Source organism: Candidatus Darwinibacter acetoxidans (genome assembly GCF_041936445.1).
Taxonomy (GTDB): Bacteria; Bacillota; Limnochordia; order Darwinibacteriales; family Darwinibacteriaceae; genus DTU010.
Genome location: NZ_JBHGXH010000096.1, coordinates 49,648 through 69,207, shown reverse-complemented (window position 1 = coordinate 69,207; position 19,560 = coordinate 49,648). Strand labels below are relative to the sequence as shown.

General features: G+C 58.2%; 16 protein-coding genes. 13 read left to right on the top strand and 3 right to left on the bottom strand.

Features of this window, described 5'->3' with window-relative positions; all coding sequences use genetic code 11:
• Positions 1 to 956 (top strand): AEC family transporter (locus ACE4YL_RS03235; RefSeq protein WP_461365500.1); only part of this gene is annotated, 956 nt, incomplete at its 5' end.
• A 20-nt stretch (positions 957 to 976) separates the two neighbouring features.
• Positions 977 to 1,792 carry a TIM barrel protein gene (locus ACE4YL_RS03230; protein ID WP_461358196.1) on the top strand — a complete coding sequence of 272 codons (816 nt, stop codon included), beginning with the start codon at positions 977 to 979 and terminating at the stop codon, positions 1,790 to 1,792.
• Between the two features lie 13 nt (positions 1,793 to 1,805).
• On the opposite strand, the gene ACE4YL_RS03225 is transcribed toward ACE4YL_RS03230, so the two are convergent.
• Positions 1,806 to 2,459 (bottom strand): HAD hydrolase-like protein, encoded by a 654-nt coding sequence (locus ACE4YL_RS03225; protein WP_461358197.1) that lies wholly within the window; start codon positions 2,457 to 2,459, stop codon positions 1,806 to 1,808.
• A 46-nt stretch (positions 2,460 to 2,505) separates the two neighbouring features.
• Complete coding sequence (locus ACE4YL_RS03220) at positions 2,506 to 4,392, bottom strand: glycoside hydrolase family 125 protein (RefSeq protein WP_461358198.1); 1,887 nt, start codon at positions 4,390 to 4,392, stop codon at positions 2,506 to 2,508.
• Positions 4,393 to 4,550: 158 nt separating this feature from the next.
• Between ACE4YL_RS03220 and yiaK the strand changes: the two genes are divergently transcribed.
• The 7 genes from yiaK (at position 4,551) to ACE4YL_RS03185 (ending at position 13,119) form a co-directional block, all read left to right on the top strand.
• The gene (gene yiaK, locus ACE4YL_RS03215; RefSeq protein WP_461358199.1) at positions 4,551 to 5,558 is read left to right on the top strand and encodes a 3-dehydro-L-gulonate 2-dehydrogenase; all 1,008 of its coding nucleotides are present in this window, start codon (positions 4,551 to 4,553) and stop codon (positions 5,556 to 5,558) included.
• Positions 5,559 to 5,959: 401 nt separating this feature from the next.
• A complete protein-coding gene (locus ACE4YL_RS03210; RefSeq protein WP_461358480.1) occupies positions 5,960 to 6,226 on the top strand; it encodes a hypothetical protein in 267 nt (88 codons plus the stop codon).
• Positions 6,227 to 6,286: 60 nt separating this feature from the next.
• Positions 6,287 to 6,514: a hypothetical protein gene (locus tag ACE4YL_RS03205; RefSeq protein WP_461358481.1), complete on the top strand. Its 228-nt coding sequence runs from the start codon at positions 6,287 to 6,289 to the stop codon at positions 6,512 to 6,514.
• A gap of 147 nt (positions 6,515 to 6,661) precedes the next feature.
• The gene (locus ACE4YL_RS03200) at positions 6,662 to 8,275 is read left to right on the top strand and encodes an AAA family ATPase (RefSeq protein ID WP_461369198.1); all 1,614 of its coding nucleotides are present in this window, start codon (positions 6,662 to 6,664) and stop codon (positions 8,273 to 8,275) included.
• Between the two features lie 305 nt (positions 8,276 to 8,580).
• Positions 8,581 to 10,860: a formate C-acetyltransferase gene (pflB, locus tag ACE4YL_RS03195; protein ID WP_461358483.1), complete on the top strand. Its 2,280-nt coding sequence runs from the start codon at positions 8,581 to 8,583 to the stop codon at positions 10,858 to 10,860.
• A gap of 8 nt (positions 10,861 to 10,868) precedes the next feature.
• Positions 10,869 to 12,368, top strand: a complete 1,500-nt coding sequence (pflA, locus tag ACE4YL_RS03190) for a pyruvate formate-lyase-activating protein (protein WP_461358484.1) — start codon at positions 10,869 to 10,871, stop codon at positions 12,366 to 12,368.
• 202 nt (positions 12,369 to 12,570) lie between these two features.
• The gene (locus tag ACE4YL_RS03185) at positions 12,571 to 13,119 is read left to right on the top strand and encodes a D-lyxose/D-mannose family sugar isomerase (RefSeq protein WP_461358485.1); all 549 of its coding nucleotides are present in this window, start codon (positions 12,571 to 12,573) and stop codon (positions 13,117 to 13,119) included.
• A gap of 81 nt (positions 13,120 to 13,200) precedes the next feature.
• Here ACE4YL_RS03185 and ACE4YL_RS03180 read toward each other — a convergent pair whose 3' ends face one another.
• Positions 13,201 to 13,974, bottom strand: coding sequence for a sugar phosphate isomerase/epimerase family protein (locus tag ACE4YL_RS03180; RefSeq protein ID WP_461358486.1), 774 nt, complete (start codon positions 13,972 to 13,974; stop codon positions 13,201 to 13,203).
• A gap of 301 nt (positions 13,975 to 14,275) precedes the next feature.
• Between ACE4YL_RS03180 and ACE4YL_RS03175 the strand changes: the two genes are divergently transcribed.
• The 4 genes from ACE4YL_RS03175 to ACE4YL_RS03160 are packed head-to-tail and all read left to right on the top strand — an operon-like array spanning position 14,276 to position 19,556.
• Complete coding sequence (locus ACE4YL_RS03175) at positions 14,276 to 15,475, top strand: ROK family transcriptional regulator (protein WP_461358487.1); 1,200 nt, start codon at positions 14,276 to 14,278, stop codon at positions 15,473 to 15,475.
• Positions 15,476 to 15,498: 23 nt separating this feature from the next.
• On the top strand, positions 15,499 to 16,734 hold the full coding sequence (locus tag ACE4YL_RS03170) for a glucuronate isomerase (protein ID WP_461358488.1): 1,236 nt from the start codon (positions 15,499 to 15,501) through the stop codon (positions 16,732 to 16,734).
• 60 nt (positions 16,735 to 16,794) lie between these two features.
• Positions 16,795 to 18,024, top strand: a complete 1,230-nt coding sequence (locus tag ACE4YL_RS03165; protein ID WP_461358489.1) for a nickel-dependent putative hexonate epimerase — start codon at positions 16,795 to 16,797, stop codon at positions 18,022 to 18,024.
• 26 nt (positions 18,025 to 18,050) lie between these two features.
• A complete protein-coding gene (locus ACE4YL_RS03160) occupies positions 18,051 to 19,556 on the top strand; it encodes a tagaturonate epimerase family protein (protein ID WP_461358490.1) in 1,506 nt (501 codons plus the stop codon).
• Positions 19,557 to 19,560: the final 4 nt, after the last annotated feature.

Below are 19,560 nucleotides of genomic sequence, written 5' to 3'. Positions count from 1 at the left end.
GAATACGCCATGGATTGGAGAGGGAAATGGCAATCTCTATCGCCCCGTCTGTCATCTTTGTGAGGATTTTGATGGTTTTTTCCTTGGCCCTGTTTGGAGTTATCGCCAGATACACCGGGATTTTCCGGGCAGAAGCGAAGGATTCCGTGATTGATATTATGCTGCACATTGCTCTCCCCGCCCTCATCCTGGTTTCCATGACCACGGATATTACGTGGGAAAGCCTTGTTTCTGGGATTGTACTGCCCTTTCTGTCCCTCACTGTCATCCTAGGCATGATGGTTATCGCCAATCTCTTCGGGAGGATGAACTTAGTTGCCAAGGAGCGCCGGGGAACCTTTGCAGTCCTTTGTTCCATGCCCAACACAGCCTTCATCGGTTTTCCCGTGATCGTATCTGTCCTGGGTGAAGTGGGGCTGGCCTATGCGGTGTTGTACGATGTTGGAGTGACGATTGCCTTCTGTTCAGTGGCCATTCTTGCTCTGCAGGGCGGTCCCATACAGAAAAAGCACTGGCTGGGCCTAATCAACCCTGCGCTGATCAGTGCTGTTCTGGGAATCCTGCTGAACTGGGGACAGGTGCAGATACCTTCGGTGGCGCTTGTTCCCCTCCAGACCATGGGCAGCGCCACTGTGCCTTTGGCCATGTTGATCACAGGATACCTTTTATGTGGCGTAAAGAAGGGTTCCAAGGTCTTAAGCAAGGACTTGATCTTAGTCTGTTTGTGTAAGCTGCTGGTTTCGCCCCTTTTGGCCTATATCCTCATGCTGCCCTTTGACCTGAGTCCCACTATTCGCACCGTGGCACTCATGCAGGCAGCCATGCCCAGCATGGCTAGTACGCCTGTGTTGGCTGAGAAATTCGGAGGGGACGGCGAGTTTGCCGTGATAGCGCTAGTTGTCACCACACTGCTGAGCATGATCACCCTTCCAGTAGTCTCAATGCTGGCAAATTAGGAAAGTTGATGAGGTGAAACATGGAACTAAGCATAACCATTTCGGATGTGCGCTCGCCGGGAGCGCCCATTGTATTTCAGGGGGATCTTACCGCACAGATCAGAAAAGCGCAGCGCCTTGGCTTTAGCCAGGTTGAGCTGCATGTGCGAGACCCAAAGGGACTGGATTTGGGCAGCCTTGTCCAGGCTCTCGAGGGAACGTCGCTCCAGGTTTCCACGTTGGGCACCGGCCAGGCCTACACCCTGGATGGCCTCAGCTTTGCCTGTTCAGATGCGGCGGTTCGCGCCGAAGCTGTTAAGCGCATTAAGGCTCACATCCAACTTGCTCAAATCTTAGGGGCGAAGGTGATCATTGGGACCATCAAGGGCCGGCTGGGTTCCGCAGCAGAGGGGCGCCAAGCGGCATACAGGCATGTGGTGGATTCACTCCGGTGCTGCCTGGAAGAGGCAGAAAGATGCGGCGTCCAGCTGTGTGTAGAGGCAATCAACAGGTATGAGGCGGATTTCCTAAACACTGCGGCGGAAGCGGTGAGTTTTATCGAGCAATTCGGTTCAAAGCAGGTTGGCCTGCTTTTGGACACCTTTCATATGAATATCGAAGAAGCTTGTCTCATGGGACCCATCCGCCAGTACGCTGAATACCTTTTCCATGTACATCTGGCTGACAGCAACCGCCTGGCCCCAGGCTGGGGGCATCTGGATTTCCCCAGCCTACTCAGGGAGCTTTCGGCCGCAGGTTACAGGGGGTCACTGGGCCTCGAGTATCTGCCCCTGCCCAGCCCGGAAGAGTCAGCTGGGCAGGGGGTAACGTATCTGAGACGGTTGCCCCAGGGCTGAGTGTGGCTTGCTTTTATCCCAGGAGCAGCTTTCTCAAGTCTTGAACCGAATCCACAATCAAAGTGGGGCCGTGGGCTTCGATCTCTTCCCGATCACCGAAGCCATAGGTGACCGCGATGACATCGAGTCCGTTGGCCTTGGCTCCGAGGATGTCAAACTTGCGGTCACCCACCATCACCTTATCTTCCGTGCCGCCCCCCAGGCGCTCCAGGACGGTGGCGATCACCTCTCCCTTGTTGGAGCGGGTGCCATCCAAATGGGCGCCCACCACCAACTCCTTGGGGAAAAACTTGTCAATACCCAGGTAGGCCAAGGTCTTGTGGGCATAGACCTCTGCTTTAGTGGTGGCCACGGCCAGGGTCTTGCCTGCCTTAAGCAGATCGGCCAGGAGCTCGGGAATGCCCTCGTAGAGCGCGTTTTGGTAAAAGCCATGATCGTGGTAGTGCTGACGGTAGATGCGGATGACCTCGGTGATCTGTTCTTCCGGGAGGTTAAAGTGCTGCCGGAAAGAATCCATGAGGGGCGGACCCACAAAGGTCCTCAGGATCTGGGGATCACCTTCCAGGCCGAAGTGCTTAAGGGCGTGGCTTATTGAGTTCACAATGCCCTCCCCAGAATCGCTGAGTGTTCCATCCAGGTCAAAGAGAATGTATCTGCGTCCCTTCATGCAATCCTCCTACGTCGTTAGTGTGTTTTCTTCTGCCTCTAACGCTTTACTCCACTGCTGCGGGAAGTCCTTCCTGAAGGGCCAGGAACAGGCTGTGGGAGAGAAAGCCGGCACAGGTGGCGAAGGCGGCCCCCGTTTTGGCGCGACCCGTTTCCGCATCAATGGTTTCACAGGCGATGCCGTTGTCCAGCGGCGCCGCCAGCAGCTGTCCTAAAGCCTTCTCCCTATCTCCGCCGATCAGCTCGTAGCAGAGGCTCAAAACCCAGGGATGGGGAGCGTGTTCGCAAGCCGGAGCGCTGAAGCGACCGGAGATGTAATCGGGGTTGTGGCTGGACTGAATCCACTGGACCGTGTTGCGGTAGACGGGATCATCCTGGCTGCAGAAACCGTAATAGGCCAAAAGCTGCAGGCTGCCCGGGGGCTGGTCCAAAAGCTGCGCTTCCCCCCGGTCGTTAACTGCCCAGGCGTACATGGGCCCCAGGGGTCCAGCGGTGATGCAGAGTTCTTGGATGCGCCGGTGGAGGGCGGTGCTTTCAGATCGAACCTCTTCCGCCTTTTCCCTTTGGCCGAGTCTCTCCAGTACACCGGCGGACACCTGGAGCGCCTTCCAGACCAGAACGTTATTGTAGGTCAGGTAGGGATAGTCCACGGGATCATCCGTGGGGGAGAGGAAAGTTTTGTAGAGCCCAAGCTGGCCCCGACAGGCCTCCAGCTTCTCCAGGAAATCCCAGCAGGCTTCCAGCACCCTTTCATCCAGGAAGTCCCAATCACGCGTTTCCCTCAGGTACTGGTCCAGGGCAAGGAACCAGGAGCAGAGTTCATCCAGTTCGAAGCCTGGGTAAAGCTCGGTTCCGTCGATATACAGGGCGTGGTGCGCGAGATTCCGCCAGTAGCGGGTCAGGCCCAACTCCAGGTACTCCCTGGCCACTTCCTGGTCGATGTGTAAAACCCCGGGGAAGCTCCAGAGATAAGCATCCCGGGCCCAAAAAGCTGCGCTCACATAGTACCGGGGGCTGCGGGTGGTCATGAGCACGGTGTTTTCTGTGTCGATGCACTTGGCCCGGGCGAAAAAGCAGCTGAAAAACCCGTTGAGATTGGCTAAGTAACTGGCCCTTCCCTGAATCTGCTTTACGGGGCGCTTGGCCTGCAGCCAGCTGCGGTGGCTTTCCAAAAGGCTGCTCCACCCGCGGCGCTGCAGGTCCACCACACAGGTGCTGGCCCCATCCGCTTCCCGATTGGCTGCCAGATAGAGGGCCAGCTGGAAGCTATCCCCGGGCAGCAGTTCCACGTTTTTCCCCAAGGAGAAATCGATGGTTTTCCCCGGGGCGGAGGTGATTTCTTCCTCACCTTGACCGCCGCCCAGTTCCCACTGGCATTCCGCCAGGGGCTGGGAAAGCCCCAGGGCCCAGGCGGCCACCGGCAGGCCCGCCCTGTGCTCAAAGGTTAGGGTGCGCGTCCACCTGTTGTACCAGGCAAGATTGCTGCCCAGGGACCTTCTGCTGCTGAAGGCTGTGAACAGGGTGCTGCCCCAGCTGCCCCTCCAGCCTAAAGTGAACCTTCGCTTGGTGGGACCGGTGTTGGTCACAGACAGAAGATAGACAAAACCCCGCCGGCCGTTGGGGCAGAACACGGTCCCCTCCAGCTTCCAGCCGGAACCGCCGAGGGTGAAGCGGGGAATCCAATCTTCCAGCCGTGTCCAGGAGAGATCAGTTAATTCCTGCACCTCGCCGTCCACAGTAAGGTAGGGGGCCAGCAGCGGGTCTGCCCCTCCCCTAACCTCAAGCATACCCTTGTGGTACTCGCTGATCACGTTGAAGCTTTCCACCTTTCCGAACTGGTTGACCTCCGGCAGGGCAATCCATTCATTGCCTACAGGGTAATAATCCAGTTCTTCCGTGATGGTTTCGGGAACAGTGAGGATTTTTTGCGCCATGCTACCCACCCCTTCTCTAGCTTATCTTTCGCAAGGGGCCGGCCGATTCCTGTTTGCGGGCTTTCGGGCAAGGCTAAAGAAAGCAGGATAGGGGGTCGAATTAGACAAAAAGGGATTATTCTAAGGAGGCAGCAGAAAATCTCTGGAGGTGGATTGGGATGCGCGTGCCCTTTGGGGAAGTGCAGGAAGTTTTGCGCAGTGTGCTTTTGACCCGGGGGTGCCCGGAGGATCTGGCCGAGCAGGTGGCCCGGGAGATGGCCACCAACTCCCTGGAAGGTGTGTACAGCCACGGGGTCAACCGTTTTTACTGGTTGATCCGCAACATCGACCGGGGCTGGGTCAATGTCCAGGGACGGCCCGTTTTGGTGGAACGGTTTGCCGCTCTAGAGCGCTACGATGGGCAGATGGGGCTGGGGGTGCCCAATGCCCTCTTCTGCATGGATCGCGCGGTGGAACTGGCCCGGGAGTATGGGATCGGGCTTGTGGCCCTGCGCAATACCAACCACTGGATGCGGGCCGCCACCTACGGTTTAAGGGCGTGTGCCCAGGGTCTGGCTGCCATCTGCTTTACCAATACGTTTCCCAATATGCCGGCGTGGGGAGGTGCCGACCCGCGCCTGGGCAACAATCCACTGATGCTGGCTTTCCCGGGACCAGAAGGGCCGGTGGTCGTAGACATGGCCATGAGCCAGTTCTCCTACGGGGCACTGGAGCTGGCCAAACTCGACGGGCGGCAGATGCCCCTGCCCGCGGGCTATGATGAACAGGGTGAGCTCACCACCGATCCCGAGCAGGTTTTGAAAACCATGCGCATCCTGCCCATGGGTTACTGGAAGGGTTCCGCTTTGGCCCTGCTTTTGGACCTCTTTGCTGCAGCCTTTTCCGCCGGCAACTCCACGGCCATGATTGGGAGGAAATACGGAGGAGATGCCGCAGTCTCCCAGGTGTTTATTGCCATAGATTATACCCGCATCGTGCCCCCTGACCGTGCGGGCGAAATCGCCCAAGAGATACTGGCGGACCTTTTGGCTTCCGAGCCCCTGGAGGAAGGGGGACGGGTGGTTTATCCCGGCCAGCGGCGCCGCGCGGTGCGGGAGGAGAACCTGCGGCTGGGCATTCCCGTGCATGAACGGGTTTGGCGGAAGATCTTGAGTCTGGGTGGGTGATGTGGATGGGGCGTTCCCCGGCCTAACTGATGAAAAGGGCCCCTCGGCTGGCCGATGGCAAAAATACCTCCTTGACTTTCGCTCCCTTTTTATGGTATAACCACATCGCTTTTTGTACGGCAAAGCATAAAAACCATGCGAAATCAAACCTAGGAAATCCGGAGCAAAACGAACTTTTCTACACGGCAGGAGAAGTTCGTTTTCTTTTCGTCAAAACCGTGGACAAGCCTTACGCACCTTGACAGCCAAATAGCGCAAAACAAAACCGCCTCAACCTTTGTCCTGAAAACAGAGCGGATCAGGAGGTGATCGGCCTTCGGAGTGTTCCCAGGAGCAGGCTGAAGACTCTTTTCGCCACGGAGAAGGACTGCCGCGAACAATCCAAGCAAAGGGGTGCTCTGTTGAGACGGAAATACTGGCGAGTAGTGTGCCGGTACGGACACGTGGGCATTGGCAGGGAGATCAGCGTAGCCAGGTATCTGGAAACGGGCCCGGAGAGTACTTGTTTGGATGTACTGCTGCTGGCCAAGCACATGCCCGGCGTGAAGGCCAATGGAGTTTCGGAGGTGCGGCCCATCACCCGGGAAGAGTGGCGAGCGGGGAGAGCTGCTGAGGAGGACAACTTCTATCTTCAACGGCTGAAAGGCGGAGGACGGGCTGCGGGATAGGCGGCCCGGGGCAGGTATCGATGGCTAAGTTCATACCGCAAGGGAGGATGGGCATCTAGTATGCAGACCTACGAAAAGCTGGTCGTGGAGAGCCTGAAGCGCAACTGCGAGGCAAGCGGGAGCCGAACCCCTTGGCTGGACTACTGGGAAGAGCGGGAACGGAGGGAAAACCGGCGGCTCAGCCACAGTAGATACCCCCTCCACCCTGAAGAGGAGTGGGGCTGGTGCGAGGAGGACCCCTGGCCCGAAGCGGATTGGTCTGATTCGGATTGGTATACTGATTCCTGAGGATCCAGGCTTCCGACAGCTGGCTGCATGCCGTGGAAGACCAGGTGCGTGGCCCTGGGCGGAGCGCTGCTCCGCCTGGGGTTCAGCCACGTCCCTGCTTTTTTGTGCAGAGCGTACACTCAAGCACGGTAATATGTGAGGGGAGTGTTGACCATCAGCGTTCTGAAAAGCCGCGCCGCGCTGGAAGCTGTCCCAGTCCAGATTGAGCCCCCGGTTTGGGACGAGGTGGCCAGGGAGCTGAAGTCCCTGGTGGGGATGGAAGGGGTTAGGGAAGAGCTGCTGACGATAGCCCGCACCCTGCAGAATATCAAGGCGCACCGCGAGCGCCATCACCTGCGGCATCTGCCGCAGCTGCACTGCGTGATCGAAGGACCGCCGGGGGGCGGTAAGAAGCGCATCGCCCAGCTCCTGGCCAAACTGCTCAATGGCTGTGGGCTGGCGGCTGGACCCCTGTACACGCTCACCTTGGAGACTATGGAAGGGTTGGCCCAGGCCCCTGCCGGATCTCCGCTCTATATTCCCCTGGGGCCAGGGCTTGTCCCCGGTCGCGGCCACGGCCCCAATCCACTGCTGGAGATTTTCTGGCTGCAGCTGAAAGGGCTCAGCCAAGAAAGGACCATGATTTTAGGGATTGATACCCCGGGTGGGGAGCCGCTCCTAGAGAAGCTGGAATTTGCCCAGGAGATTCAGCTGAGAATCTCCATCCCCGCCTACAGCTGGCAGCACTTTCTGGCCTACGCGCGGAAATACGCAGCGAGGAGCAGGTTCAAGCTCACAGAATCGGCCGCCGCGGAGCTGCGCCGGCGCCTGGAGGAGGAGCAGAAGCAGCCCCGTTTTCTCAATATGCGCACCGTGGAAAAGCTGGTGGACAAGGCCATGATGAACTACTTCATGTCCCCCGGGGAAGCTCCTCCCCAAGGGAGGCGTTTTGCCTCTCTTGAGGCCCAGCACTTCCGGCCCGCTTTCCAGACCCGGGTCACGGCGGAAGCCAAGCGGGCGGAGGACCCCTTGGCTGAGCTGAAGGGACTGGTGGGTCTGGAGGAAGGAAAGGCTCGGGTGAGCCAGCTTTTGGCCTTGGTCCATCTGCAGCAAAGGCGCCGGGAGCAGGGACTGCCTACGCAGCCCATCACCACCCACATGGCTTTTTCCGGCCCGCCGGGCACGGGCAAGACCACCGTGGCCCGTTTGGTGGGACAGGCCCTCAAGGAGTTGGGGCTTCTGGAAAGGGGGCACCTGGTGGAGGTGGCCAGGGAAGATTTGGTGGGGCAGTATGTGGGCCACACAGCCCAGAAGACGGCGGAAGTGGTGGAGCGGGCCCGGGGGGGAGTGCTCTACATCGACGAATGCTACAGCCTCAACGGCGGCTACGCCACCGATTTCGGCAAGGAGGCGGTGGCTACCTTGGTTAAGAAGATGGAAGATGAGCGGGATAGTCTCACCGTCATTTTCAGCGGTTACGGCCGGGAAATGGAAGAGTTCCTGCAGATGAACCCGGGTTTGCGTTCCCGCATCCAGTTTCAGATCAAGTTTCCCCACTACACAGCCGACGAGCTCTATGAGATCTTCCTCAAGTTCTGCCGGGAGGGTGGCTATGGACTGGCGCCCGCCGCCGCCCAGGAGCTGCAGAACCTTCTCAAGGCGCTGCACCGCAGCCAAGGTGAGACCTTCGCCAACGGCCGGTTGGTGCGCTCCCTGTTTGAGCGGGCCCAGCTGGCGCTGGCGGAGAGGGTGTGGTCAGAGCCTGGGACAGCATCCCTTTAAGCTGTTTTTGGAGGAAGATATCCGCAGCCTCAAGGGCTATCAAGATGTGGCGGAGCTGCTGAAGGCCCCCCCGGATCGGCTTTGGGGCGATGGGTGCTTAAGGCAAGCACAAACAGGCTGCCTTGCGATGCAGACAGATCGCAGGGCAGCTTTTTTGCCCTTGCGGAGAGTTTACAGTTAGTGAGCGTTTCCTTCATCAAAAAAAGTTGAAAAAGTGATCCGCGTCACAGCGCCTTCCTAGATTAACGGTTAGAATAGCATTGCCTGCGAGTGGGCAAAGCTTTTTGCTGGGAAGGTGATAGAACATGCGGGAAAACCTATTTGGGCGCCCGGAAATGGCCCGGGCCTGGGAAGGATTTAAGCCAGGCCGCTGGTGCGAGACCATCGATGTGCGCGACTTTATCCAAAGCAATTATACTCCTTACTACGGCGATGAGGGTTTCCTGGCGGAACCCACAGCTAGAACGGCCAGCCTCTGGAGCAGGGTCAATGACCTGATCCAAGAAGAGGTGAGAAACAAGACCATCAAGGTGGATCTGGAGCGCTTCAGCGGGATCGACAACTTCCCCCCTGGCTATATTGATCAGGACAAGGAGATCATTGTTGGTCTCCAGACCGACGAGCCCCTGAAGCGGATTATGAACCCCTACGGCGGCTTCCGCATGCTCAAAAACTCCCTGGATGCCTACGGTCTCCAGATGGATCCGGAAATGGAAGCACGCTTCAATGAATACCGCAAGACCCATAACCAAGGTGTCTTCGACGCCTACACCCAAGAGATGCGCAAAGTGCGCTCCGCGGGCTTGCTCACCGGCCTGCCCGATGCTTACGGGCGGGGCAGAATCATCGGCGATTACCGCCGGGTGGCCCTGTATGGCGTGGACTACCTCAAGGAAAGGCGCGAGCAGGATAAGGCGAACCTCACCGGCCCCGCCACCGAAGAGATCATCCGGCTGCGGGAGGAGATGACCGAGCAGATCCGGGCGCTGGAGGCTATGAAGTCCATGGCGGCCAAGTACGGTTTTGATATCGGCCGCCCGGCGCAAAACGCCCAGGAAGCTGTACAGTGGCTGTACTTCGCTTACCTGGCTGCGGTCAAGGAGAACAACGGTGCGGCCATGAGCCTGGGCCGGAACACCGCCTTTTTGGACATCTACATTGAACGAGATCTCCAAAGGGGCATCCTGGACGAGCAGGCTGCCCAGGAGCTCGTTGACCAGCTGGTGATCAAGCTGCGCCTGGTCCGCCACCTGCGCACACCGGAATACGATGAGCTGTTTGCCGGCGACCCCACCTGGGTCACGGAGGCCATTGGCGGGATGGGTGAAGACGGCAGGCCCCTGGTGACCAAGACCGCTTACCGCTTCCTGCACACCCTCACCAACCTGGGAACATCTCCGGAGCCCAATATGACCGTGCTCTGGTCTACGGAGCTGCCCCGGTCCTTTAAGGAATACTGCGCGGCCATGAGCATCAAAACCGCCTCCATCCAGTACGAAAACGACGATTTGATGCGGCCCATCTACGGTGACGACTACGCCATCGCCTGCTGCGTCTCCGCGATGCGGGTGGGCAAAGACATGCAGTTCTTCGGGGCCAGGGCCAATCTGGCCAAGGCGCTGCTCTATGCCATCAACGGCGGCTATGACGAGCTGAAGCGGGACAAAAACACCGGAGCGCCGGTACAGGTCCTGCCCGGGATCGAGAGGAACACCCAGGAAGTGCTGGATTACGAGACAGTTCTGGCTTCCTTCAAGCAGGTCATGGACCAGCTGGCTGAAGTTTACGTGAACACCATGAACACCATTCACTACATGCATGACAAGTACGCTTACGAGGCAGGACAGATGGCGCTGCACGACCCCCATGTCCACAGGTATATCGCCTTTGGTTTGGCGGGCCTGTCTATTGCCGCCGACTCCCTGTCGGCCATCAAATACGCCAAGGTGAAGCCCATCCGGGATGAGTACGGTATCGCCGTGGACTTCGAGGTGGAGGGAGAGTTCCCCCGCTACGGCAACGATGACGACCGGGTGGATCAGATCGCGGTGGAAATCAACCAGTACTTCATGGAAGCTCTGCGCCGGCATCCAGCCTACCGCGGTGCTGAGCATACCCTGTCCCTGCTCACCATCACTTCCAACGTGGTGTACGGCCAGAAGACCGGTGCCACCCCCGATGGACGCAAGAAGGGCGAGCCCTTTGCCCCCGGGGCTAACCCCATGAACGGAGCGGACAAACTGGGCGCTTTGGCCTCCCTGAACTCCGTGGCCAAGCTGCCCTACCGCCAGGTCAACCAGGACGGCATTTCCAACACCTTTACCATCGTGCCCAGTGCCCTGGGTAAGAACATGGCTGAGAGGGTCACCAATCTCACCAACATCATGGACGGCTACTTCGGCCGCGGTGCGTTCCACCTCAATGTGAACGTCCTCGATCGGGAGCTGCTGTTGGATGCCATGGAGCATCCGGAGAAGTACCCCAACCTCACCATCAGGGTATCTGGCTATGCCGTGCGGTTCAACCGCCTGAAGCGGGAGCACCAGCTGGATGTGATCAACCGCACATTCCACGAGGCGGTGTAGGAGGCGCCATGCACGGTTTCGTACACTCCATTGAAACCATGGGCTTGGTGGACGGCCCTGGAACCCGGACCATCTTCTTTCTCCAGGGCTGTCCCCTGCGCTGCGCCTACTGCCATAATCCAGATACCCAAAGGCGGGGGGGAGGTCAGCTGCTCACCCCGGAAGAGGTGCTCAAAACGGTGGAGCGCTACCGCTCCTATTACGGGGAAGAAGGGGGCGTCACCTTCTCGGGGGGCGAACCCCTGCTGCAGGGGGAATTTCTCCACGCCTGCTTGCAAATTCTTAAGCGGGAAGGTTACAATACCTGTGTTGACACTTCTGGCTTTGGTGATCCCAGGTACTACAGGAGGATCCTGCCCCTGGTGGATACGCTCCTTTTGGATGTGAAGGCCTTTGACCGGGCATCCTTTGCAGAGCTCACCGCCGTTGATGGTTTCGCCGCCTATATGAACTTCCTCACGGATCTGGAGGAGAACGGCTTTCGGGGGCAGATCTGGGTGCGCCACGTTATGGTGCCAGGGTTTACAGATAACGAAGAGTCCATGCGCAGGTTCATTGAGCTGATCAGGCCCATTTGGAAGCGGGTGGACCGCATTGAAATCCTCCCCTACCATACTTCAGGGGTGGAGAAATATGCCCGGTTGGGTCTGCCCTACCGGCTGGAGGGAGTGGAGCCCATGGATAAGCAGAAGGCCAAGGAGCTGGAGGTTTACGCCAACAAGATTTTTGCCCAGGGCCTCAGGGAAGAGCGCCAAGCCTACGCAGAGAAGAAGCAGGAAAAGTTCACCCAGGGCAGGGACAAGGCAGCCTCGGATTTGGGTAGATCGGCGCTGCTTTCTGTGCTGCGGGGCCTGCCCCTCTTTGGTGACCTGGCTGAAGAAGATGTGGAAGATGTGCTGCAGCAGGTGATCCTGGCGGATATCAAGGAGGGGGAGTATATCTTCAAAACCGGAGATCCCCCTGAGTTCATGTACCTCATCTACCAGGGTCAGATGAAGATCTTTGTGAACACCATGGACGGTGAGGAACAGATCTTCTACATCTACCGCGATGGCGATTTCGTGGGCGGCCTCAATCTGCTGGTCCAGACTCCCTACCGCTACATCGGCCAAGCCCTCACCGACTGCAAGGTGGTGGTGATTCCCAAGGCGGCCTTCGACAAGTACTTCTACGATTCGCCGGTGGTGCTGCGCAGCGTCTTGGTGAAGAGCTTCGAGCGCATCCGCTGGGCGGAAGACCTCATTCAGCGCCTGGCCACCAGCAACGCCTCCATGAAGACCGCGGGGCTTTTGCTCAAACTGGCCAAGCGCATCGGTCAGGAGACACAGGAGGGCATCCGTCTGGAACTCTCCATGAACCGGGAGGAGCTGGGCAATTACTCTGGCCTCAGGAGAGAAACCATCACCAGGAAACTCGGAGAGTTCAAAGAACTCGGTTACATCGAACTTGTGGGCAACAAGGTGATCATCATCAAAGACCTGGAAGCCCTGGAAAGCTATGTGCTCTAAACACGTAAGCCTCACCTAACCATGGGTGAGGCTTTATGTAGTGATGTGCCATTTCACGAGCTGTGTAAACTTGCGAACGCCGCGAGATGTTCAAACCTTCGACGGGATGTGGTATCCTTATGTCCAGGAAGGTTCCACTTTTCTCTTCATTTTGCAATGAGCCGCCAATTTGGGAGATTCCGCAAGCAAAGGAGGCCAAGCATTGCTGGCTAAGCAAACTGTTCAAAAGCTGCGTGCCAGGACCAGGGATTTTCTAGCCAAAGCCAACATCGTCATCACCGACGAAGAGTTTTCCACGGTGGAAATCGCCGATTTCGGATTGGGGGACATTGAGCGCACAGGCTTGCAGCTGCTGACCTATGTGAATACAGATCGCTATTGCGCCAAAGAGTTAGTTCTCTTTCCCCATCAGACCTGCCCTGAACACCGGCATCCCCCTCGCGTCGGCGGCGAACCGGGCAAGGAGGAGACCTTTCGGTGCCGCTACGGCAAGGTCTACCTCTATGTGGAAGGCGAGCCCACGCCTAATCCCCAGGTGAGGCCGCCAGCTGGAGATGAGAAGTATTACACGGTGTGGCACGAAATCGTCCTAAGTCCGGGGGAGCAGTACACTCTTCCCCCCAACACCTTACATTGGTTCCAGGCAGGTCCGGAGGGAGCCATTGTTTCTGAGTTCTCCTCCAGCAGCGATGACGCTTCAGACATATTCACTGATCCCCGTATCAAAAGGATTCCTGAACTGGCTGAGTGAAGTGGCCCAGCCCCAAGGCGGACATCTCCCCGTGCTACCGGGGTGATGCCCGCTTTTCTTTTGCCAGAAAAGGGTCGTTTTTCAGCTGAACAGGGCTTGGGCCTTGGCCAGTTCTTCCCTGAGTTTCTCTTCGTTGTTGTCGGGGATAAAGCACTCCAGTGACCAGACTCCGCGGTAGCCAGCGTCCCGGAGGGCGGTGACGATCCGCGGCAGGTCCAGGGAGCCCTGGCCGAGGCGCAGGTGCATCTGCTCTGCTGTGGCATCGCTTAGATGGACATGGGCGATGCGGGAGCCGGCCCCTGCGATGAAGGAGAGGATCCTATCCGTATCCCGCAGGTGGGTGACATCGAGGGTTACCCATTGTTCTATGCTGCCCACGTCGCTAAACAGGCGTTCTAAGTCACCCCAGTCTTTGACAGATACCACCTCTTTGTCGCTGTCCATGTTTTCCACCGCGGCCAGCACGCCCTGCTCCCTGGCGTAGCCCAGGATTCTTCCCATGGAATCCACCTGGTAGTTCCAGTGTGCATCGTTCCGCTCCAGGCGGGAGAACTTACTGCCGGGGTGGATCACAATCAGCCTGGAGCCCAGTTCCTTGGCGAGATCAATGGCCCGCAGGGTCTGCCGGATGGATTCCTCCCGGATACCCCGGTTGGGGCTGGTGATGCTGATGTCCATAATGGGGCAGTGTACAGTGGATTTAAGGTTGTGCTTGGCCAGTGCCGCTTTGAGCTCGGCGCTGCTGGCCCCGTCCCGCTCGTCCCAAGCGTGGTCTGCCCAGATCTCCACGCAGTCAAAGCCGCACCTGGCGATGATTTCCACTGCTTCCAGAATTGGACGGTAGAAAAAGGTCATGGTTGTCACTCCAAAAAGCACCGCTCTCCACCTTTCCCTTAAGGCGTTCGCCCATCAAATGTAGACCAATGGCTCCTTGACGATATGATAAACCACTGTCCATCCATGTTCAATGGAAGATGGCTTGAGCTGCTCGATCCCTCTGCAGTTAAGTTGCACGGCGCAATGAAGGGGAAGTTTAGGGGCATTTTTTTGTCCCAAAATGGGGCATAATTTCGGGATTCCACAGCAGGAATTGTCCCTCCGAAAGAGAAGATGTTGCGTGAGGCAATAAATCTTTTTTGAGAGGGAGAAAAGTTAAGTGGAGATTCTAGGCAGCCTGCCGGTATTACAGGAGGCTAACCCGAGGCTGGTGCTCCGCTTGATCAGGGAAGCGGGATCCATCTCCCGCGCCGAGCTGGCCCGCCTTACCGGCCTGCATCCTTCCACCATCACCCGGATTACAGCTGCCCTCATCGAGGCGGGGCTGGTGCAGGAGATGGGCGAAGGCCAGAATGACCTGGGGCGCAAACCCATTGCCCTGAGGCTGGTACCAGAGGCGGTGCATGTCCTGGGCGTGGCGGTGGAAACCACCTTTGTCGCGGGTGTGCTGGTTAATCTCGGGGCTCAGATCACAGCCAGGGCAGAGGTTGCCTATGTACCCGATGAGGGGAAGACCCCCATCCAGGAGAAGATCCTGGCGGTGATTGAGGAGCTGCTGCGGGAAGCGGGAAGGCGCGGTATACAGGTGGCAGGCATTGGAGTGGCCATGCATGGTATGGTGGACAGCCAGAGGGGCGTAAGCCTCTTTGCCCCCGCCATTGGCTGGCGCAATGTGCCGTTAGCTGAGCTGATTGGGGAGCACTGCGGCCTGCCTGTGCGCATGGAAAACAACGCCCGGGCCATGGTGCTGGGGGAGTACTGGTTCGGCAGCGGCCGCGGGGTGCAGCATCTTTTGGGAGTTAAGGTGGGCCAATCCATCGGTTCTGGGATCATCTTGGGCGGCCAGCCCTTCACCGGTGCGGGTTTTAGCTCCGGTGAAATCGGCCACACCACCGTGGTTCCCGACGGGAGTTTGTGCAAGTGCGGTAATTACGGCTGCCTGGAAACGGTGGCGTCCATCGAAGCAGTCCTGAAAAAAATGCGGGTGATTCTCAAGAGGGGAGATGGCGGGAGTCTTTTGGAGTTGGTGGATACTGATCCCGATCACTTGACCTTCCATCACCTGGTCGAGGCCACCAGGCAAGGTCATCCCCTGGCCGTTCAGCTCTGGGAAGAGGCAGCCAGTTATCTGGGGGCGGCCATCGCCAACACCATCAACATCCTTAATCCCGCCAAGGTACTCATTGGCGGAGACATCCTCCCCGTCATCGACTACCTACTGCCCAAAATCAGGGAGATCGTGGAGGCCCGCATTCTGCATGTGGCCCAGCCCAGCCTGGCCATTGAGCCGGTGGGTCTAGGCGCCGATTCGGTCACGGTGGGAGCAGCAACTCTAGTGTTGAGAGAGCTATTTGCTTAATTAACGAGAAGGGGTGGAGTGAGATGAACCGGGTTGAACTAAAGGCAATCATCGACGAGCAGCTGGCTAACTTGGAAATTGTGGATGTGCACACGCACCTGTTTCCGGCGGATTTCGACGGTCTTTTGCTCTGGGGCATTGATGAGATTTTGACCTACCATTACTTGATCGCAGAGTTTTTCCGCTACAGTTCCCTGGATTACCGGGAGTTTTTCCGGCTGCCCAAAGCTCGGCAGGCGGAGCTGGTGTGGCAGACTCTGTTTTTGGACCGTTCGCCCGTGAGCGAAGCCCAGCGGGGGGTGCTCACCATCTTAAACCGCCTCGGTCTGGATGTGAAAAGCCGCTCCTTGGAAGCCTATCGAGAGTACTACCGCGGCTTGACTTTGCAGGGGCAGATCGACCAGGTGTTTAAGCTGGCGGGCGTTAAGGAGATAGTCATGACCAACGATCCCTTCGACCCCCAGGAAAGGGCAGTCTGGAAGCGGGGCACAGCTGGGGATCCCAGGTTCAAATCGTCCCTGCGCATTGATCCTTTACTGATGAACTTTCCCGCGGCGGCTGAGGTGCTCCAGGGGGAAGGGTATAATGTAACTGGTGATTTCGGCGGGAATTCGGCCGCGGAAGTTCGCAGGTTTCTCACAGATTGGGTGGAGAAGATCGACGCCCTGTACATGGCGGCCTCGCTGCCTCCCACTTTTACAGTGGATGATAACTCCTTGAGAAGTAGAGTGCTGAAGGAGTGCATCCTGCCGGTCTGCCGGGAGCAGGGGATTCCCTTTGCCATGATGATCGGCGTGAAGAAGCTGGTGAACCCCGGGTTGGAACTGGCGGGGGACTCGGTGGGCAAGGCGGAAATCGGCGTCGTGGAACAGCTGTGTTCAGAGTATCCTGAGAACAAGTTCCTGGTGACCATGCTCTCCCGGGAAAACCAGCATGAGCTGGCCATCACCGCGCGCAAATACCGGAATCTGCTGGTCTTTGGCTGCTGGTGGTTCTTGAACAATCCCAGCCTGGTGGAGGAGATCACCGCCCTGCGTGTGGAGACCCTGGGCCTCTCTTTCATCCCGCAGCATTCCGATGCCAGGGTTTTGGAGCATCTGATTTACAAATGGGATCATTCCCGGGAGATCATCGGCCGGGTCCTGCTGGAGAAATACGCAGATCTCGGGGCAACCGGCTGGCAGGTGAGCGCTGCAGAGATCGAACGGGATCTCAAGCAGCTCTTCCAGGGGAACTTCCGGGCATTTGTCGGACGTTAATTTCAAGAAAGGGCGGTGAGCCGATTGCGGAGCTATTCCCTCACGGAGGGACCCATAGATATGGAGCAAGTGGAAAGCACCCTGCAGGAGTGGCTGCTGGGAGTGGATCGGCCCCTCAAGAAGGTGCTCCTCATTCCCCCCGACGGGACGAGGGGGCATAGTCTAGCCGGTCCCATCACAAGTATTCTCTACCGGCTGCTGCAGCCCGCTGAGGTGAAGGTGCTGCCGGCCTTGGGCACCCACAAGCCCATGACCTGGGAGGAGAAGAGCCGTATCTTTGGCCCCGAGATTCCTCCGGAGGCGTATATCGATCATAACTGGCGCACGGACGTGACCAAGGTAGGGGTTGTTCCCGGGGAGTTTGTCCGGGAGGTTTCCGAGGGTCTTGTGGACTATTCCATCGCCGTGGAGGTTAACCGGGAGCTGGTGGAAGGCGGCTATGACCTGATCCTTTCCATCGGCCAGGTGGTACCCCATGAAGTGGTGGGCATGGCCAACTACACGAAGAACATCGTGGTGGGCTGCGGCGGCAAGGAGATCATCGACCGTTCCCACTTCCTGGGCGCGGTGTACGGCATGGAGCGGATGATGGGCCGCGACCATTCCCCGGTGCGCAAGGTGTTTGACTACGCGGAAGAACACTTCCTGAGCAGTCTCCCCCTGGCCTACATCCTCACCGTGAGCAAGACCAGGGGCGAGGAGACTTCCCTCATGGGCCTTTTTGTGGGCCGGGGGCGGTCCGTCTTTGAAGGGGCGGTGGCTCTGAGTCAGAAGGAAAACCTGGATTTGCTCCAGGAGCCCCTGGAGAAAGTGGTGGTCTACCTGGACCCCTCAGAATTCCGCAGCACCTGGCTGGGGAACAAGGCGGTGTACCGTACCCGCATGGCCATCGCTGACGGGGGGGAACTGATCATCTTGGCCCCCGGCGTGAGCAGCTTCGGGGAAGACGCCGGTATTGACCGCCTGATCCGCGCCTTTGGCTACCAAAAGCGCCTGGATATCCTCCGTTTGGTGAAAGAGAGCCAGGAGCTCTCCGAGAACCTTTCGGTGGCAGCCCATTTGATCCACGGCTCCTCCGATGGCCGCTTCAAGATCACCTATGCGGTGCAGCATTTGAGTGAGGAGGAGATCAAGGGCGTGTATTTCGACTACCTGCCGTACCAGGAGGCGGTAGCCAAATACGATCCCCAAAAGCTCAGGGATGGCTTTAACATGGTGGATGGGGAAAAGGTGTTTTATGTCAGCAATCCAGCGCTGGGCCTGTGGGCCTTGGAGAAAGACTTTAGCTGAGGGTGTATAGACAAGGAGGAATGTCGGTGACAGGTTGGAGGCAGGCAGTGGAGCAGGCGGCGGATCTCCAGTCCCTGGCTGGGGGACTGCAGAGGGGTGAAGCGCCGGGCGTGTACAGCGCTTCGGTCCGCTTGGTGGAAAACCAGCTGTTCTTCATGGTGAGAGAGGATCTAGAAAAGCTTTTGGTTGTGGTTGCGGAAAAGGAAGACTGCCCCTTTGAGGCGCAGGCGCAGGTTTTGGGGTCTTTCCACGTGTTTCTGGCCGAGCTCAATAGCGCCAATGCTGAGGTTATGCGCAGGCTCTTCCCCTGGACCGCTCCCCAGGCCTTTGGCACCACAGGGATTTCCCTAGGCCTTGGGGATCGGCTGGGTCTGGCTTCCCCCGGCCATATCAAAACAGTGCAGGGTACGACTGCACGCCCGGTGCTGGCTCAGCAGTCCATGCGGGAACTTGATCTCACCCGGCGCACCTACCGGCAGGTGCTGGATGCGGCCACTTGGGCGGTGTTCCAGGAAGGCTACACGGAAGGTTTCGGCGCGGATGGCGACCACCTGAAGAAGGTGGAGGATATCCAGATGGCCCTGGATCTGGGTTTCAGCATGATCACGCTGGACTGCTCGGAGCATATCGATGATGAGGTTGCCCGCCTCAGCGCCCAGGAGGTTGCTGAGAAGTACCGGGGGCTAGTTCCAGAGCTCAAGGGGCAGCTGGAGGAACTCTACCGGGATAAAACCTATACCCTGCAGGACGGCACTTCTATCCACATGGGTGCCGCGGGCTTCGAGCGCATGGTGCTCACCTACTACCGGGCTCTGGATTTCATGGAGATGGTGTATCACTCCATCATCGCCCGGGAGGAGCGGGCCATCGATTTTGAGATCAGCATTGACGAAGTGGATACACCCACAACTCCCCAGGATCACTTCTTCGTCGCCAGTGAACTGCGCCGCCGGGGGGTGAAGGTGAGCTCTTTGGCTCCCCGCTTCTGCGGTCATTTTGAAAAAGGGATCGATTACATCGGAGACGTGGAGCAGTTTGAAAGGGAGTTCGCAGTGCATGCCCTGATCGCCCGGTATTTCGGGTACAAGGTCAGCATTCACTCCGGCAGCGACAAGTTCAGCATCTTTCCCATCATTGGGAAATACGCTGGGGAGACGGGCTACCACCTGAAGACCGCCGGAACTAACTGGTTGGAAGCTGTGCGGGTGATCGCTTCCGAGGATCCCAAGCTTTACCGGGCCCTGCACCGCAAGGCCCTGGAAACGGTGGACCAAGCCCGCACCTATTACAAAGTAAGCTTGGATCTTGGCAAGGTGCCAAGCCTGGATGAGCTGGACGATGCGGAGCTTCCGGAACTGATGCAGAACGCTGATGCCCGGCAGCTGCTGCACATCACCTACGGCTTTTTGCTCACCGATCCCGAGCTTGGGCCGCAGATCTTCGCTGTGCTTAAAGCCAAGGAAGGGGTGTACGAACAGTTCTTAATGGAGCACATCGGCCGTCATCTTGAGTCCCTTGGCCTTTCTCGCTAGATCA

Bases quoted from the DNA above. Each gene is read 5' to 3' on its own strand.
- pflB (WP_461358483.1), top strand. From the start codon at position 8,581: ATGCGGGAAAACCTATTTGGGCGCCCGGAAATGGCCCGGGCCTGGGAA.
- ACE4YL_RS03220 (WP_461358198.1), bottom strand. From the start codon at position 4,392: ATGGCGCAAAAAATCCTCACTGTTCCCGAAACCATCACGGAAGAACTG.
- ACE4YL_RS03165 (WP_461358489.1), top strand. From the start codon at position 16,795: ATGGAGCAAGTGGAAAGCACCCTGCAGGAGTGGCTGCTGGGAGTGGAT.
- ACE4YL_RS03225 (WP_461358197.1), bottom strand. From the start codon at position 2,459: ATGAAGGGACGCAGATACATTCTCTTTGACCTGGATGGAACACTCAGC.
- ACE4YL_RS03205 (WP_461358481.1), top strand. From the start codon at position 6,287: ATGCAGACCTACGAAAAGCTGGTCGTGGAGAGCCTGAAGCGCAACTGC.
- pflA (WP_461358484.1), top strand. From the start codon at position 10,869: ATGCACGGTTTCGTACACTCCATTGAAACCATGGGCTTGGTGGACGGC.
- ACE4YL_RS03230 (WP_461358196.1), top strand. From the start codon at position 977: ATGGAACTAAGCATAACCATTTCGGATGTGCGCTCGCCGGGAGCGCCC.
- yiaK (WP_461358199.1), top strand. From the start codon at position 4,551: ATGCGCGTGCCCTTTGGGGAAGTGCAGGAAGTTTTGCGCAGTGTGCTT.
- ACE4YL_RS03180 (WP_461358486.1), bottom strand. From the start codon at position 13,974: ATGACCTTTTTCTACCGTCCAATTCTGGAAGCAGTGGAAATCATCGCC.
- ACE4YL_RS03170 (WP_461358488.1), top strand. From the start codon at position 15,499: ATGAACCGGGTTGAACTAAAGGCAATCATCGACGAGCAGCTGGCTAAC.